This is a genomic window from Motilimonas cestriensis (assembly GCF_021295315.1).
Taxonomy (GTDB): domain Bacteria; phylum Pseudomonadota; class Gammaproteobacteria; order Enterobacterales; family CBDFNC01; genus Motilimonas; species Motilimonas cestriensis.
In genome coordinates, this window is the sequence record NZ_JAIMJA010000023.1 from 20146 (window position 1) to 35174 (window position 15029).

17 protein-coding genes are annotated in these 15029 nt (G+C 45.0%); 15 read left to right on the top strand and 2 right to left on the bottom strand.

The annotated features are described in order from the left end of the window. The first annotated feature begins 72 nt into the window (after positions 1 to 72). From K6Y31_RS18070 to K6Y31_RS22200, 3 genes are all read left to right on the top strand, one after another. Positions 73 to 1386: a DUF4034 domain-containing protein gene (locus K6Y31_RS18070; RefSeq protein ID WP_233054323.1), complete on the top strand. Its 1314-nt coding sequence runs from the start codon at positions 73 to 75 to the stop codon at positions 1384 to 1386. 253 nt (positions 1387 to 1639) lie between these two features. Then, entirely contained in the window at positions 1640 to 2155 is a 516-nt protein-coding gene (locus K6Y31_RS22195; protein WP_251080902.1) for a linear amide C-N hydrolase, read from the top strand. Then, entirely contained in the window at positions 2080 to 2730 is a 651-nt protein-coding gene (locus tag K6Y31_RS22200) for a linear amide C-N hydrolase (protein WP_345790270.1), read from the top strand. Before K6Y31_RS22195 ends, K6Y31_RS22200 begins: the two co-directional genes overlap by 76 nt. A 78-nt stretch (positions 2731 to 2808) precedes the next feature. On the opposite strand, the gene K6Y31_RS18080 is transcribed toward K6Y31_RS22200, so the two are convergent. After that, complete coding sequence (locus K6Y31_RS18080) at positions 2809 to 3885, bottom strand: GGDEF domain-containing protein (protein ID WP_233054325.1); 1077 nt, start codon at positions 3883 to 3885, stop codon at positions 2809 to 2811. 235 nt (positions 3886 to 4120) lie between these two features. Beyond that, a complete protein-coding gene (locus K6Y31_RS18085; protein ID WP_233054326.1) occupies positions 4121 to 4987 on the bottom strand; it encodes a DUF72 domain-containing protein in 867 nt (288 codons plus the stop codon). A 97-nt stretch (positions 4988 to 5084) separates the two neighbouring features. Between K6Y31_RS18085 and K6Y31_RS18090 the strand changes: the two genes are divergently transcribed. The 12 genes from K6Y31_RS18090 (at position 5085) to tolB (ending at position 15011) form a co-directional block, all read left to right on the top strand. Next, complete coding sequence (locus K6Y31_RS18090; RefSeq protein WP_232800258.1) at positions 5085 to 5300, top strand: FmdB family zinc ribbon protein; 216 nt, start codon at positions 5085 to 5087, stop codon at positions 5298 to 5300. Between the two features lie 73 nt (positions 5301 to 5373). Beyond that, a complete protein-coding gene (gene aspS, locus K6Y31_RS18095) occupies positions 5374 to 7164 on the top strand; it encodes an aspartate--tRNA ligase (protein ID WP_233054328.1) in 1791 nt (596 codons plus the stop codon). Next, positions 7164 to 7592, top strand: a complete 429-nt coding sequence (nudB, locus tag K6Y31_RS18100) for a dihydroneopterin triphosphate diphosphatase (RefSeq protein ID WP_233054330.1) — start codon at positions 7164 to 7166, stop codon at positions 7590 to 7592. The genes aspS and nudB overlap by 1 nt, the downstream gene beginning before the upstream one ends. A 14-nt stretch (positions 7593 to 7606) precedes the next feature. Beyond that, positions 7607 to 8353 (top strand): YebC/PmpR family DNA-binding transcriptional regulator, encoded by a 747-nt coding sequence (locus K6Y31_RS18105; RefSeq protein ID WP_233054332.1) that lies wholly within the window; start codon positions 7607 to 7609, stop codon positions 8351 to 8353. An 11-nt stretch (positions 8354 to 8364) separates the two neighbouring features. Continuing rightward, positions 8365 to 8649: a MazG nucleotide pyrophosphohydrolase domain-containing protein gene (locus K6Y31_RS18110; RefSeq protein WP_233054334.1), complete on the top strand. Its 285-nt coding sequence runs from the start codon at positions 8365 to 8367 to the stop codon at positions 8647 to 8649. Between the two features lie 100 nt (positions 8650 to 8749). After that, positions 8750 to 9271: a crossover junction endodeoxyribonuclease RuvC gene (gene ruvC / locus K6Y31_RS18115; protein WP_233054336.1), complete on the top strand. Its 522-nt coding sequence runs from the start codon at positions 8750 to 8752 to the stop codon at positions 9269 to 9271. Positions 9272 to 9389: 118 nt separating this feature from the next. Further along, positions 9390 to 10004 carry a Holliday junction branch migration protein RuvA gene (gene ruvA / locus K6Y31_RS18120; protein ID WP_233054338.1) on the top strand — a complete coding sequence of 205 codons (615 nt, stop codon included), beginning with the start codon at positions 9390 to 9392 and terminating at the stop codon, positions 10002 to 10004. A gap of 60 nt (positions 10005 to 10064) precedes the next feature. Continuing rightward, the gene (gene ruvB, locus K6Y31_RS18125; RefSeq protein ID WP_233054340.1) at positions 10065 to 11066 is read left to right on the top strand and encodes a Holliday junction branch migration DNA helicase RuvB; all 1002 of its coding nucleotides are present in this window, start codon (positions 10065 to 10067) and stop codon (positions 11064 to 11066) included. A gap of 328 nt (positions 11067 to 11394) precedes the next feature. After that, a complete protein-coding gene (gene tolQ, locus K6Y31_RS18130; RefSeq protein ID WP_233054342.1) occupies positions 11395 to 12087 on the top strand; it encodes a protein TolQ in 693 nt (230 codons plus the stop codon). Further along, complete coding sequence (gene tolR / locus K6Y31_RS18135) at positions 12084 to 12521, top strand: protein TolR (RefSeq protein ID WP_233054344.1); 438 nt, start codon at positions 12084 to 12086, stop codon at positions 12519 to 12521. Before tolQ ends, tolR begins: the two co-directional genes overlap by 4 nt. 11 nt (positions 12522 to 12532) lie before the next feature. Next, positions 12533 to 13669, top strand: coding sequence for a cell envelope integrity protein TolA (tolA, locus tag K6Y31_RS18140; RefSeq protein WP_233054346.1), 1137 nt, complete (start codon positions 12533 to 12535; stop codon positions 13667 to 13669). 31 nt (positions 13670 to 13700) lie between these two features. Beyond that, the gene (gene tolB, locus K6Y31_RS18145; RefSeq protein WP_233054348.1) at positions 13701 to 15011 is read left to right on the top strand and encodes a Tol-Pal system beta propeller repeat protein TolB; all 1311 of its coding nucleotides are present in this window, start codon (positions 13701 to 13703) and stop codon (positions 15009 to 15011) included. The last annotated feature ends 18 nt before the right edge of the window (positions 15012 to 15029 follow it).

Genomic DNA, 15029 nt, shown 5'->3' on the forward strand with positions numbered 1-15029 from the left:
ATGATTAATAAGTAGCAGGTATTTTACATTTACTTGATATATGGTGTGTTCTTTTGTTGCGGAAAGGCATCGATGCGTCACTATCTCTTATTCTTGTGTTTTTTAACTTCACCAGCTTGGTCTGTTGATTCGATTTCCTTGCTCGATACTAAACAATATCAATCTCTTAACCGTTATCTTGAAGGTGTGTTTTTACAACATACAAATGGCGCGTTATCAGAACAAAAATTGGGGCAAGCGTTAGACCCATTTGCCACTAGCGCTCTTGAGCAGAATGCTATGTTGGAAGGTTGGCTGGCAGCAATGCCAAACACCTGGCAACCGCACCTCGCTGCGGGTATCTATTATCAGCATTTAGCATGGCTTAGTAGAGGTGCTAAATACGCTAGCAATACCAGCAAGCAACAAATGAAAGCAATGAAGTCATACCGCGCAAAAGCGATAGCCCACCTCACTCGCGTCACGGTGATTGAACCCAAGCTTGCGCACGCATGGGCTTACTTGATCAATTTAACTAAGTTAGTGAGAGGCGCTGAAGATATCGAACGTCTTTATCAACAAGCTAACTTGTATGTTCCCAGTTCATTCATATTACATTGGAATTATGCTAACGCCAGAACGCCAAAATGGGGCGGTAAGATGCAGGAAGTATTGCTATTTTCTCAACAAATGGAGCAGGCAAGTAAGCAATGGCCTCATTTGCGTGTGTTCACCGGTTATCCCGATTATGTATTGGCAGACATTGCTAGGCGTAAAAACAACGATGAAAAAAGAGCTCTTGACCATATAGAAAAGGCGCTTAGCTATGGAGAGACCATGGGCTATCTGAATTTAAAAGGGCGTATTTTAACGAGGTTAGAAGCTTATTCAGAAGCAGAAGTTGCATATCAACGCACCCTACAGCTAGATCCTCACTACTCGCCTGCTCTGGTCGGGTTGGCTTGGATGTATTTCAATACTGATCAATATGAACGAGGGCTAGAATACGCCAATCAAGCGCTAGCATTAGAGCCCTTATCACCTGATGCGTTAGAGATACGAGCACGAATTTTTTCTCGAATGAAAATGCCGGATAGGGCATTGGCCGATTTAACGCTTTTTACGCAATACGGCGTGATGTCGCACTCGTTATATTGCTTGCAAGGTTATCTGCTTTTTTATAACAAGAAAGACTACCAGAGTGCTGCAGTGGTGTATGACTATGCAGCTCAGTTAAAGCCCAAGGATGATCGTGCTTGGTATTACCTAATGGCATCGCGTTATATGCTAAAAGATTGCCGTTATGTGGATGCCGCAAAGCGGTTTCTAGCTTTGTGCCAGAAGGGCGCAGAGTGTAAGCCGCGTGACTTAAGTTGGAGCAAACAAAATCTAACATGTGCGTTTTAGGTTTGGGCTGAAAATAGCCTTGCTGAAATAGGGATTAACCAAATGCGCTTTCATCTTAATAATTGCTTGGTAATCATAGCTGGCACCTGTGCCATTTGATTTTATTATCGTTAATTAACACCACTGTTATGTTGTTAAGCTGTTGATCACAATATTTAAAATTGTTATTAACATATTTCTCGTTTAACCATTTAGTGTAGTGGCCATTACCCTAAATAGTGTTGGTTAACCCCAATGAAAACGGAGAAATAACATGTGCACGCGCATTTTAAATAACATTAACAAGAATCACGTGACGGTCGGTCGCAATATGGACTGGGAGTTTCCCCTACAAGCGACCCTATTTATGCATCCGGCCCACGGAAAGCGTGTCGGAATGAGTGCCGCAGAAGCAGAAAAAGAGGGGCTCGATTCCTCCCAAGTGCGTCGTTGGAAGGTCAAGCATGCGACGATTGCTACTATGGTCGGCGATGACATTAATGGCTATGGTTTTTGCGATGGTATGAACGATCAGGGGTTAGTGGCGAATGCACTTTACGATACTACCTGTACTTTCGGTGACGGTGCGTTGGCTGAAAACCAAAAAGGGCTAAGCGTTTTACGCTGGGGGCAATTTATTCTTGATCGCTTTGCCAGTGTTTCTGAAGCGGTGAATTTTTTGCAAAAGATAAAATACTATTATTCGGTGGCAAAGTGCCGGGTGACGACAATTCTGCTGCTGTTCTGCATATTTCGATTTCAGATAAAACGGGTAATTCTGCCATTTTAGAAATTGATCAGGGGTTGGTAAAAAGCTATCAGAGTGAAAATTATACTGTGATGACCAATCAGCCTGATTACGCGACTCAGCTTAAATTAATGGATTATTGGATGTACCAGTGGAATAAAACCGAGGTGCGTAACCTACATCCTGTTTTTACTGTTCCTGGCGGTTACACCCCTGTGCAACGATTTGAGCGTGGCTGTTTTTATCGCTACTTGTCTAATGAAAAGGCAAAAGGCACTAACCCTGTGGCTCAAGTACGCTCGATGGTGGCAACCTGTAATGTTCCCACCGCTTTTGAAGAGCTGCACCCGTTAAGTGTGTTTGAAAAAGTAGAAAAAGGGTTGGGTTATTCCGTGAACTCACAAACCCTATGGACCAATGTGAGTGATAGCAGAGATAGACGCTATTACTATATTAGTAATGGAAATATGCAAATGATTTGGCTGAATATGGAAAATGATCAGCAGCAAAGTAAAAAGCTGGTAATTAGTGATAGCTTTGTAAAAACAGAATTTATGGGGCAAGCGAACCACTTAATGGAACAGTGTGACTCTGCACCTTTTAGTTATTCCAGTTAACGGTGAGTTCGGTTTAACTAGTCATTCATTTTAAGTCGATAATAGCTGAGTCCGCCATGTTAGCGTGGTTAACTCAGCTTATTGTAAGGCTTCCATTCCTATTGCAGTCATATCAAGCTTATAGCAGTTTTTACCGGATGCTTTGGCGCGATAGAGCGCTTCATCTGCTCGACGGAAAGCGGTTCGATGCATATGGCTTTGATGAGGCGTTGCCCCGCAGCTGACAGTGACATTGCGTTCAAGGCCAAAATTTTTCGCTGCTATTTTAGCTTGTAATTCAATTAGCTTTTTTTCGATGGCATCGACATCAGAGATATAAAAGGCAATCAAAAATTCTTCACCGCCCCAACGACCAGCAACCCCATCATCGCCAATTGTGTTGGCTAATTGCTTGGCAATAACTTTGAGTACACGATCGCCAATGTCGTGGCCATAATTATCATTAACGCTTTTGAAGTCATCAACATCCAACATCGCAATCCATTTCACTTCATCAAAGTTAAGCAGTAATTCTTCCATTTTTAGGCGGTTAGGCAAGCCGGTTAACACGTCGGTGGTAGACAGTGCTTTTAACTGTAGATTCGATTCTTTCAGTAAGCGCATAGTGTGCCTACGCCCAGAATCGTAGAAATATGAAATAGAGAAAAGGAAAAAATAAATAATAGTCAAATGGATGAAACTAATGGTATCAAAGGGAACGGGATGCCAATTTTGCATTTCCGTAAGGCAAAAATAGGCGACCACGGCGAAATTGATCAGGCTAAAAAAAGAACCAAGCTTATAACCAAGTATAAATACCGCGATAACAGGGGTTAAAAAGCAAAAGGCGAGGGCAAATTCACGGTTTTGCGTGCCGATAATAAACAGCAGGCTGATTGTCGTCATGATGGTTACGGTAATAATGCCGGCTGTTCGTGTGCTTCTGCGATTTTTTAGGAAATAGTAACCGGCAAGGCCTGAAACAACTCCCATACCATGAATCAAGGCAAGAATGGGGATAAATATAATAAATACGTTGTAGTAAAGTAAGAAAGACAATATCGCTATCAAGATGGTAAGCGATACGAATACGAATGAATTCTCTCTGAATTCTTCATCTGAGCGACTCTGGTTAAGCCATGCCTCAATTCGACTATAGAATAATTTATTTATCATATTTAGTTGTTGTGCTAATCATATATGGCCTACTAACCATATAGTAACTGATAACCGAGCAAAAACTTAACCGACAGTTCACTTATCAATGGGGTCATATGAGCTTTTTGCTCAAAGTGTGGCAGGGAAACGATTTTTGCTGATTAGGGCTTGCAGGCCTTGCGTTATTTAAAGCTCTGCATCATCGATATTGATGATGGCAGCTTTGCTCCTATATAAAGCGAAAGTTTATGCCTCAAAACATCGCCAGCTGATCAAATTCAGGCTCAGGCAGGTTAAACCAAGCGGCGGGTTCACCCAGCATCTCGGCAAACATCGCAGCTAGCTCGGGCGCTTGTAAATTATCGGCTGTGTGCACGTATAAGTAGGGCGATTTGCCTTGTTTTAGCCATTGCTGAATTTTACTGACCCAAGGTAAAAACAAAGCGCGATTGTTTTCTAGCGCTATATCACCAATAAAGCGCACCACGGGTTGATTGCTGGTGGCAATGGCATGCACTGGCACTTTTGGCTTTTGCGTTTGGCCATGCTGAATAACGGGGTTACTGGCATCGGCTAAAAACACCGGCCGCGAGTCCATAATGATGCGATTCATTTGTTGCTCGATTAAAAAGCCATTGAAACGCTTTTCAATATCGCCTTTGGCAAAATACGCTAAATGGCGCACTTCCACGCCATATTGCCAGTCACGGGGTAATTGCTTGAGAAAGGTCATTAGCAGCGGCAGATCATCGGGACCGAAGCTGGCCGGTAGTTGCAATTTAACCAGACCGATTTTGTGTTGTAGCGGTGCAAATAAGTTAAAAAATTCACTTAACTCATGGCTAACGGCGCATAAGCGCTTTTGATGAGAGATGGTTTGCGGCAGCTTTAAGCTAAACTTGAAATCTTCGGGCGTGTCTTGGCGCCATTTTGCCACTGCAGCAGGAGTGGGCAGGGCATAAAAAGTGGTATTTCCTTCTACCGAGTTAAATACACGACTGTAATGATAAAGCGCACTACAAGGCGTCTCGGTTTGACGGGTTAAACGTGGTTGCCACGCCTTTTCTGACCACATCGCCATGCCAATGCGTAATTTTGTCTCTGCTGATGTGTTTTGCACGATTTACCCTTGCCTAGCTTTTCCTCTATAATAGCGCGTTTGCACTTGATGGAATCAAGTGTGTTAAAGATAAAATAGTAACTAGCAGAGATAGACAATGCCGATTTATGAATATCGCTGTCAGGCCTGTGGCCATGAATTAGAGAAAATGCAACGCATGAGTGATGATCCGCTAAAGGATTGTCCCCAATGCGCCGAGCCAAAACTAACTAAGCTTATTTCTGCGCCGGGTTTTCGTCTCGGCGGCAGTGGTTGGTATGAAACCGACTTTAAAACCGGCTCGAAAAAGAATTTAGCAGCGAAAGAATCTTAAATTTACCCTGTGTGATGGTACAGTTAGCCATCTTCAGTATCGAATAGTAAAACCAGAACAGGAACGAACCAGCATGCGCACCTTATATTGCGGCGAAGTAAACGAACAACACATTGACCAACAAGTAGAATTAGTCGGTTGGGTAAATAAACGTCGCGATTTGGGCGGCGTGATTTTCCTTGATTTACGTGACCGTGAAGGCCTAGTGCAAGTGGTTTACGATCCAGACTTAGCTGATGTGTTTGAGCTTGCTAGCAGCTTGCGCAATGAGTTTTGTGTAAAAGTTACCGGTAAAGTGCGTGCACGCCCTGAAAGCCAAGTGAATAAAGATATGCGCACGGGCGGCATTGAAATTCTAGGTCAAAACTTAGAGATTTTAAGCAAATCAGCGCCGCTGCCATTAACGCTGGACGATCATCAAAAAAACAGCGAAGAGCAACGTCTTAAGTACCGTTACTTAGATTTACGTCGCCCTGATATGGCGGAAAAAATTAAATTCCGTGCGCGAGTAACCAGCTCAGTGCGCCGCTTTCTTGATGACAATGGCTTTTTAGATATTGAAACGCCAATGTTAACTAAAGCGACGCCAGAAGGTGCACGTGATTATTTAGTGCCAAGCCGTACCCACCATGGTCGTTTCTTTGCATTGCCACAATCGCCACAGTTATTTAAGCAGTTGCTGATGATGGCGGGCATGGATCGTTACTACCAAATCGTTAAGTGCTTCCGTGATGAAGACTTACGTGCGGATCGCCAGCCTGAATTTACCCAAATCGATATTGAAACCTCGTTTATGAGCGCTGACCAAGTGATGTCGGTAACGGAATCAATGATCCGTCAGTTGTTCCAAGACTTACTAAACGTTGATTTAGGCGAGTTCCCGCGCATGACTTACGCTGAAGCGATGCGTCGTTTTGGCTCTGATAAGCCAGATTTACGTAACCCAATGGAGCTGGTGGACGTTGCTGATTTATTAAAAGAGGTTGAGTTCCAAGTATTCTCTGGCCCAGCCAATGATGAAAAAGGCCGCGTGGCAGTATTATGTGTACCGGGCGGCGCGTCATTGTCGCGTAAGAACATTGATGATTACGGCAAGTACGTAAACATTTACGGCGCCAAAGGGCTAGCATGGTTGAAAGTGAATGAAGTGGCGAAAGGTGTGGATGGTATTCAATCGCCAATCGCGAAGTTCCTTACGCCTGAAATTATTGCCGCTTTACTTGAACGTACCGGCGCGAAAGATGGCGACATCATTTTATTTGGTGCCGATAAAGCTAACGTGGTGGCTGAAGCCATGGGCGCACTGCGCTTGAAAGTGGGTGAAGATTTAGGCTTAACGTCTGACGAGTGGAAGCCGCTATGGGTGGTTGACTTCCCAATGTTTGAAGAGCTACCAAATGGTGGTTTAACACCGCTGCATCACCCGTTCACGGCGCCAACAGGTTTAACGCCAGTACAGTTAGAGCAAGATCCTGCTAACGCATTATCTGATGCTTACGACATGGTATTAAACGGCTGTGAGTTAGGCGGTGGTTCGGTACGTATCTATGACCAAGAAATGCAAGCAACTATTTTCCGTATTCTTGGTATTACCGATGAAGAAGCAGAAGAGAAATTTGGCTTCTTACTGGAAGCGCTTAAATTTGGTGCGCCGCCGCATGCAGGCTTAGCGTTTGGTTTAGACCGCTTAGTGATGCTAATGACAGGTGCGAGCTCGATTCGTGACGTAATGGCATTCCCGAAAACGTTAACGGCAGCGTGTCCGTTAACTAACGCGCCGGGTCAAGCTAACCCTGTGGCACTGGCTGATTTGAACATTGAAGTCATAAAAGCACCTGAAAAGGCAAACGAGGAACAAGCTTAATGACTAAGCGCCCTGAATCTGTGCTGGTGGTGATTTACACCGCGCAGGGCAGGGCGCTGATGTTGCGTCGTTTAGATGATGCTAATTTCTGGCAATCGGTAACCGGCAGTTTGGAAACGGGTGAAACGCCCTATCAAACAGCGGTTCGCGAAGTAATGGAAGAAACAGGCATTGATATCGACGGACAAGGTTTAACTCTGAATGATTTAAATCAACAAGTAAGCTACGAAATTCGACCCTTATGGCGTAAACGTTATGCCGAAGGGGTTACTATGAACATCGAACATCAATTTACTTTAGCGCTTCCCGCTCAATGTGAGATTTCTCTTACTGAGCACAGTGAGTTTTGTTGGTTGCCCCTCAAAGAGGCGGCCGAGCTAGCAAGCTCAGCATCTAATCGCCAGGTTATTTTAGCGTTAACAAAATAAATCCGGAGGCTATCATGGCAGGTCACAGTAAATGGGCCAACATCAAACATCGCAAAGCGGCGCAAGACGCGAAACGCGGTAAAATTTTCACCAAACTGATTCGCGAACTAACGGTTGCCTCACGCGAAGGCGGCTCGGATGCTGACTCAAACCCACGACTGCGCGCAGCGATTGATAAAGCATTATCTAATAACATGACGCGTGACACGGTTGAGCGCGCGGTAAAGCGTGGTGCTGGTGAGCTAGATGGACAAGAGTTAGAAACCATTATCTATGAAGGTTATGGCCCAAGTGGTACGGCAGTCATGGTGGAAACCATGACCGATAACCGTAACCGTACCGTTGCCAGTGTGCGCCATGCTTTTAGCAAAGCGGGCGGTAATTTAGGCACAGATGGTTCGGTGGCGTACTTGTTTGAGAAAAAAGGCGTGATTGCCTATGACGCAGAAGTAGATGAAGACACCTTGATGGAAGCGGCCCTTGAAGGCGGCGCCGACGATGTGCTTGCCCATGATGATGGCAGCTTAGAGGTGTTTACTACGCCGGAAGAATTCGGGGTTGTAAAGGACGCTCTTGATCAAGCGGGTTTTACCGCTGAAAATGCTGAAGTGACCATGGTGCCTTCGACTAAAGCGGAGTTGGACGCCGATACGGCCGCTAAGTTTTTGCGCTTGATTGATATCTTAGAAGACGATGATGATGTACAAGAGGTATATCACAACGGCGACATTTCTGATGAAGTGGCGGCGACACTGGAATAATATGGAAATATATGAAGCTATCTCAATTACAAGCGCATATTAAAGCGTTTGATCATGCACCAGAGCAATCAGAGCACTACTTTTTGAAATTGATAGAAGAAGTGGGTGAGTTGTCGGAATCTATTCGCAATGGGAAAGTCGGCCAACCTGATCTTGATAACCTTAAAGGGTCGGTTGCGGAGGAGCTTTATGATGTGTTGTATTATGTTTGCGCGCTGGCCAATATACACGGCGTGGATTTAGAAAAAACCCATGACATTAAAGAGATATTGAATAAGGCTAAATACCAGCGTTAAGTGGTCAATACTCAGCGCTGATAACGATTTGCTAGGGCATATTTAGAGGAGCTAAGGCTCCTTTTTTGTTGGTGTAGAACAACATGATACAGGCACATAAATGGCAATAATTCTGGGCATCGATCCCGGCTCGCGTACCACAGGTTTTGGTTTGGTCAAGTTTATTCGTGGCAAGTTTGAATACGTTGCCAGTGGCTGTATTCGCACCCAAGGCGATGAGTTAGCACCGCGTTTACACACGATTTACAACGGTATTAGTGAAATAATCTTGCAATATCAACCCGATGAGTTTGCCATTGAGCAAGTGTTTATGGCGAAAAATGCTGACTCGGCGTTAAAGCTCGGCCAAGCGCGAGGCGTTGCTATCGTGGCGGCAACCAATCAACAGCTAACGGTGGCAGAATATTCGGCGCGGCAAATTAAGCAAGCTGTGGTGGGCACGGGCGGCGCGAAAAAAGAGCAAGTGCAGCATATGGTCCAACACATATTAAAATTAGACGGTGTACCACAAGCGGATGCGGCCGATGCGCTGGCTGTGGCTATGTGCCATGGGGCGACGCAATCTAGCCTTATTGCAATGGCGGGGCAAGTGCGAAAAACCGTACGTGGGCGGATGCGTTAAAACAAACTTTACATGATGGCGATAGGTTTAAATCAAACTGAGAATAAATATAACTGGATATTCATCCAGTTGTTTTCTATCCTAGCTTATTTTACTCAACCCAACAGGACTGAGCGCAGTGATCGGAAGACTTAGAGGCATTTTACTTGAGAAACAAGCCCCAGAAATTTTAATTGAGGTGTCAGGTGTCGGTTATGAAGTACAGCTGCCGATGAGTTCGTTTTATCATTTACCTGAGCCGGGCCATGAAGCGGTGGTTTATACCCACTTTGTGGTGCGTGAAGATGCACAGTTACTGTACGGTTTTACTGATAAACTTGAGCGCGCCATGTTTCGTGAATTAATTAAAGTTAATGGTGTCGGGCCAAAATTGGCACTGGCGATTTTATCAGGGATGACGGCGAATCAGTTTGTGCAGTGCATTGAAGATAATAATGTCACCGGACTCGTTAAGCTACCGGGTGTAGGTAAGAAAACCGCCGAACGTTTATTAGTTGAAATGAAAGACAGGCTTAAAGGGTGGGTTGGTGCGGATCTGTTTAACCCTGCGCTGCCAAGAGATGAAGAAAGCGTTGCCGTGACCGCGGCCACTGATGAAAAAGGTGAAGCCATCGGCGCATTAATCTCACTCGGTTATAAACCTGCCGTGGCAGAAAAAATGGTTAAGCAAGTTTATCGCGAAGGGGCGAGCTGTGAGAGCTTGATCCGCGACGCTCTGCGGACAATGGCGTAACATAACAAGCGTCCAGTTTGTTAACTCAAGTCGTCATGACAAAAGGTAATGGCAAAATAAATGATAGAAGCGGATAGACTGATCAGCAGTAGTGCTAGCTTACAAGAAGAGGTGGTTGACCGTGCCATCCGACCTAAGTTACTGCAAGATTATACCGGTCAAGAGCAAGTTAAAAGCCAAATGGAAATCTTCATTGAGGCGGCGCGTCGTCGTAGTGAAGCCCTTGATCACCTTCTGATTTTTGGTCCGCCGGGGTTAGGTAAAACCACCTTAGCGAATATTGTTGCCAATGAGCTTGAGGTAAACATTAAAACCACCTCAGGCCCGGTGCTGGAAAAAGCGGGGGATTTAGCGGCACTGCTAACTAACCTTGAACCCAATGATGTGCTGTTTATTGATGAAATCCACCGTTTGAGTCCTGTGGTGGAAGAGATCCTCTATCCCGCGATGGAGGATTATCAGCTTGATATTATGATAGGTGAGGGCCCTGCTGCGCGCTCTATTAAACTAGACTTACCCCCCTTTACGTTAATTGGTGCCACCACACGAGCGGGCTCGTTAACCTCTCCTTTACGCGATCGTTTTGGCATAGTGCAGCGCCTAGAATTTTATGATGTGCCATCCTTAACGCAGATTGTTAAACGCAGCGCCCACTATTTAGCGTTGGATATGGATGGTGATGCCTGTATTGAAGTGGCAAGGCGTTCACGTGGTACGCCACGTATTGCAAACCGCTTGCTGCGTCGCGTCCGTGACTACGCGGAAGTAAAACACGAAGGCAAAGTAGACCAGTTCTCAGCGAAAGCAGCGTTGGATATGCTAGAAGTAGACAATCAAGGTTTTGATTTAATGGACCGTAAATTATTGGATGCCATTATCGATAAATTTATGGGCGGGCCTGTTGGTTTAGACAACCTTGCAGCTGCCATTGGTGAAGAGCGTGAGACCATTGAAGATGTGCTGGAGCCTTATTTGATTCAGCAAGGTTTTTTACAACGCACTCCGCGTGGACGAATTGCCACTGACCGCGCCTATTTGCATTTAGGTTACCAGAAAGATTAAACTTTTTAGCCTAGTTGTAATCGAAAGGGGGTAACCTTGCTGTTTATTGATTGCAATAAAGGTGAATACTTTATGTTTTACCATTATAACGCTGCCATCTTCCTTAAGGTGCTGATTATAGTTAGAAGATGAATCTTTTTTTATTTGCGGTCAGGTGAAATTAATTTTAGGCTGTAGCACGTATCCTAGTGAGAAAAGCTCAGCTATAGTAGCGCCGAATTTAGCCGGGTCAACGAGTGGCTTGGCAACATATAACAAATCTTAAATTGAATTAATTTGAATTTAATCGCTGGTTGATGGCGATTTTTCAGCTCAGGAGTAATAGTCAGTGCACGCAGATATGTCGTTTATCGGGTTGATTTCTCAAGCTAGCTTTTTAGTTAAAGCGGTCATGCTTATTTTACTTGGTATGTCACTGGCGTCTTGGACGATCATTTTTCAGCGTAATAAAGCACTTAAGCTAGCGAATAAAAGTGTTGACCGGTTTGAAGACCGATTTTGGTCAGGTATTGATCTCTCTAAACTTTATCAAGAAAGCTCAGCGCGACGCGAGAGCTTGCGAGGCAGTGAAAAATTGTTTTATGCTGGCTTTAAAGAATATATTCGCTTGCACAAATCGGTTGGCCGCACCCCTGAAACGTTAATGGAAGGCACCTATCGCACCATGCGCGTGACCCTGTCGCGTGAAATTGATGATTTAGAGTCTTCATTACCTACACTAGCAACCATAGGTTCAATCAGCCCTTATATCGGTTTATTCGGTACGGTTTGGGGGATTATGACCGCCTTCATTGCGCTAGGCGAAGTACAACAAGCCACGTTAAGTATGGTTGCTCCCGGTATTGCTGAAGCTCTGATTGCAACCGCAATGGGGTTGTTTGCTGCTATTCCTGCTGTTATTGCTTACAACCGCTTTTCTCATCAAGTAGGTCGTCTTGAAAACAGCTATGCTAACTTTATGGAAGAGTTTACGTCGATTTTGCAACGTCAATCTATGAGTGAACAAGGAAGCCAAGCATGATGCACGGGGGGTATCAACGCAAACGCCGTAGACCGGTTGCTGAGATCAACGTGGTGCCTTACATCGACGTTATGTTAGTGCTGTTGATTATTTTTATGGCGACGGTGCCGATCATTACTCAAGGGGTAAAAGTTGACCTGCCGCAAACAGCTGAAGCTGAATCAATGTCGCAAGATGCTAAGCCGCCGTTAGTCGCGTCGGTTGATATTGATGGTAATTATTTCCTGGACGTCGGCGATAGTAGCGAAGAGCCATTGGCGGACAATGAGCTTATTTCTTTAGTACAAGCGCACATGCAGCTTGATCCAACCGTACCCGTTGTGGTGAAAGGTGATGGTGCTGTGGCGTATGAACAAGTTGTTCGATTAATGGTGTTATTACAACAAGCTGGGGTGCCATCGGTTGGCTTAATGACTCAGCCACAAGAACAATAGCAGGGAATGCCGTGAAGTCTCGATTTGGTTTACCTTTTATCATTGCTTGTGTGTTGCATGTGGTATTGGCCATTGTATTTATTGTAGGGATCGATTTTAAAAAGGAGCCGACACCGCCTCCTTCGGGGTCAGCTATCAATGCCGTGGTGATTGATCAAGCAACGGTCGATGCACAAGTTAGCAAAATTAAGCAAAAAGAAGCACAAAAACGACGCGAAGAGGCTGAGCGTATTGCTGAAGCTAATGAAGAATTAGAACGAGTAAAGGAATTAGCAAAACAAGAGCGAGAAAGACAACTTGCTGAACAAAAGAAAGTAGAGCAATTAGAAGTTGAGCGTAAGAATAAAGAAGCAGAGCGCACCGCTGCAGAAGAAGCAGCCAAAGTAGCGGCGGCGGCTCTAGCAGCGAAAGAAGCCGAACGCAAACTGGCCGAAGAAGCGGCGCAACAGGCCGATAGAGTGAGGCAGCAAAAAGAAGCTGAACGTAAAGAAGCAGAGCAAAAAGCACTGCAAGCAGAGCAAGCTCGTAAAGAGAAAGAAGCGCAGCGCTTGGCTGCTGAGCAAGCAGCTGCAAAAGCCGCGGCAGAGCAAAAAGCAGCAGAAGAAGCGGCGAAAAAGGCTGAAGCTGAGAAACAAAAGAAATTAGAAGAAGCTAAGAAGGCGGAAGCAGAAAAGAAAGCGGCAGAAGAAGCGGCAAAGAAAGCAGAAGCTGAGAAAAAACGTCAACAAGAAGAAGCGAAAAAAGCCAAAGATCAAGCTGAGCGAGAAGCGGCAGAGCGTAAGCGCAAAGCGGCCGAAGCGAAGCGGCAAAGTGAATTAGAAGCCTTAATGGCGGCCGAGTTTGCGGCTGAGCAAAGCAATGCTTTAACTTCACGTCAGATCTCTGAGAAAGGTAAATATATGGCCTTGATCAAAGATAAGGTTGAGCGCAATTGGCGCGTTGAGTCGGGTTGGAGTGGTAAACATTGCTTGCTTAACATTCGTCTAGCGAATAACGGTTTGGTGCTTGAAACAAAACGGGTAGAAGGTGATGGTCAGGTTTGTCGCTCTGCTATTGCCGCTGTGCGCCAGGCGAATAGTTTGCCTGTACCTAAAGATCCGGCTGTGTTAGCTGAATTTAAAGATTTTAATTTACGTTTAGAGCCATAAACTTAGGGTCATAAAAGGAACGTTTCGAATTATGAAAAATAAATTACTGATGTTAATTGGCTTGTGGTTCGCGGTGGTTGTGAGCGCTCAAGCAAAACTAGAAATAGTGGTCACAGAAGGTGTCGACACCGCTCGAGTAGTTGCAGTGCTGCCTTTTAAATTTGAAGGTGAGGGCGTTGCACCACAAGATTTAGCTGAAATAGTCAGTACCGACTTAATGCGCAGTGGTAAATTTAATCCATTGGCTCGTTCTAAAATGCCACAAACGCCATCATTGAGTTCAGACATCGATTTTAATGCTTGGGCCAGTTTAGGCGCGGAAGCCTTGGTGACTGGCGTGGTGACAATGCCTGAGCCCGGCAAGTATCAAGTGACCTTTGAATTAGTGGACGTGATTAGTGGCCAGCAAGGTAATAGCGCCACTTATGTATTAGATAAACGCCGTAGTGTTGTGAAAGAGAGCCAAATGCGCCAATACGCGCATCGTATTAGTGACATCGTGTATGAAAAGCTCACGGGTGAGAAAGGCGCATTTTTAACGCGTATTGCTTATATTGCTGTTGATCAAACTGACAAGTACCCTTACCAGCTACGTATTTCCGACTACGATGGCTTTGGCGAAAAGTTAGTGGTTCGCTCACAAGAGCCACTGATGTCTCCGTCTTGGTCACCTGACGGTCGTAAATTGGCTTATGTAAGCTTTGAAAACAATCGTTCGCAGATTTATATTCAGGATATTTATAGCCAAGAACGCACTCAGTTAACCTCGTTCCCATCAATTAATGGTGCCCCTAAATGGTCACCTGATGGCCAACAAATGGCGATGGTGCTTTCAAAGGATGGCCAGCCGGACATTTATGTTATGAATATTCGTACTCGTGACCTTAGACGAGTGACTTCGCACCGCTCAATAGACACCGAACCAAGCTGGGACCCGAGTGGTAAATCGCTGATATTCTCGTCTGAGCGCGGTGGTAAACCACAAATATACAGAGTAGATTTAGCCACCAATGAGACCAAGCGTTTGACTTGGGAAGGTGAGATGAACCTAGGTGGTTCATTGACTTTTGACGGTAAAAATTTAGTGATGGTAAGCCGTAATAAAGGGCAGTACCAAATAGCTCGCCAAGACTTAGAAACTGGCGATATGTTTGTACTCACTACATCTAGCCTTGACGAATCACCCAGTGTTGCCCCCAATGGCAGTATGATTATTTACAGCACAATTTATGGCGGTAAAAAGAATTTAGCCTTGGTCTCAATGGATGGTCGTTTCAAAGCGAAACTGCCTGCTCGTAGCGGTGAAGTAAGGGCGCCAGCTTGGTCGCCTTATTTAAATTAATCTAGCAATTAACAGTAA